Genomic DNA, 1546 nt, shown 5'->3' on the forward strand with positions numbered 1-1546 from the left:
TTCGAGCGGTGGTTCGCCCAGCGCGCCGCCGCCGGGCCGCCCCCAGGCGGCGCAGCCCCCCCGGGGGGTGGCGAGGATCGCGGCAGCGCCGCGACCGCAGCCTGGGGGCCGTCGTCTATCCCGCCGATGTTCACGCCGTACACCCTGCGCGGCGTGACCTTGAAGAATCGCGTGGTCGTCTCGCCGATGGCGCAGTACTGCTGCGTCGACGGCGTGCCCGGCGAGTTCCATCGCGTGCACCTGGGCGCGCGCGCGCTCGGCGGCGCCGGCCTGGTGATGGCCGAGATGACCTGTACCAGCCCCGATGCCCGCATCACCCCGGGCTGCCCGGGTCTGTGGAACGACACCCAGCGCGAGGCCTGGCAACGCATCGTCGACTTCGTGCACCACCAGACCGACGCCAAGATCGGCATCCAGCTCGGCCACGCCGGGCCGAAGGCCTCGACCAACGAGCCCTGGGCGGGCGATGGCGCCGACCGGCCGCTGGCCCACGGCAACTGGCCGATCGTCGCGCCCTCGCCGGTGCCCTACCTCGCCGAGGGCGGCCAGGTGCCGCGCGCGCTGACCCGCACCGACATGGACCGCATTCGGGACGACTTCGTGGGTGCCGCGCGCCGCGCCGCCGAGGCCGGCTTCGACTGGCTCGAGCTGCACTGCGCCCACGGCTACCTGCTGTCGTCGTTCATCTCGCCGCTGACCAACCACCGCGACGACGCCTACGGCGGCGCCTTGGCAAACCGCCTGCGCTACCCGCTCGAAGTCTTCACGGCGCTGCGCGAGGTGTGGCCACAGCACCTGCCGATCTCGGTGCGCATCTCGGCGCACGACTGGGTGCCGGGCGGCATCACGCCCGACGACGCGGTCGAGATCGCCCGCGCCTTCAAGGCAGCCGGCGTCGACATGATCGATTGCTCCTCGGGCCAGGTCAGCGCCGACCAGAAGCCCACCTACGGCCGTATGTACCAGACGCCGTTTGCCGACCGCATCCGCAACGAAGCCGGCATCGCGACGATCGCCGTCGGCGCGATCAGCGAAGCCGACCATGTCAACAGCATCGTCTCGGCCGGCCGCGCCGATCTCTGCGCGGTCGCCCGGCCGCACCTCGCGAACCCGGCCTGGACGCTGACCGAGGCGGCCAAGATCGGCTACACCGGCATCGCCTGGCCCCAGCAGTACTCGAGCGGCAAACCGCAGATGGAAGCGCTGTTCCAGCGCGAGCGTGCCGCGCAGTCCGGCAAGGGCTAGAACCTCGACAATGGCGGCTTCGATCCGAACCCCGATCTCGCCCATGCCCGACCGCGTCGACCCCACCCTCGTTGCCGGCAACCGCGTCACGCTCGCCGGCCACACCGCAGCGCATTTCCACTGGCAGGTCGAGGACGGCGTGGGTGTCGTCACGCTGAACCGCCCCGCGCGCAAGAACCCGCTGACCTTCGCCTCCTATGCCGAACTGCGCGACCTGTTCCGCCAGTTGCGCTATGCCACCGACGTGCACTGCGTCGTCGTGCAAGGCGCCGGCAACAACTTCTGCTCGGGCGGCGACGTG

General features: G+C 71.4%; 2 protein-coding genes. Both read left to right on the top strand.

The features are described 5' to 3' along the window. Positions 1-1245, top strand: a 1245-nt coding sequence (locus tag AC30N0_RS03515; protein ID WP_489516550.1) for an oxidoreductase, incomplete at its 5' end; no start/stop codon positions are given. Positions 1246-1288: 43 nt separating this feature from the next. Next, positions 1289-1546 (top strand): enoyl-CoA hydratase/isomerase family protein (locus AC30N0_RS03520; protein ID WP_489516551.1); only part of this gene is annotated, 258 nt, incomplete at its 3' end.

The organism is Rhizobacter sp. (assembly GCF_031412495.1).
Classification (GTDB): domain Bacteria; phylum Pseudomonadota; class Gammaproteobacteria; order Burkholderiales; family Burkholderiaceae_C; genus Schlegelella_A.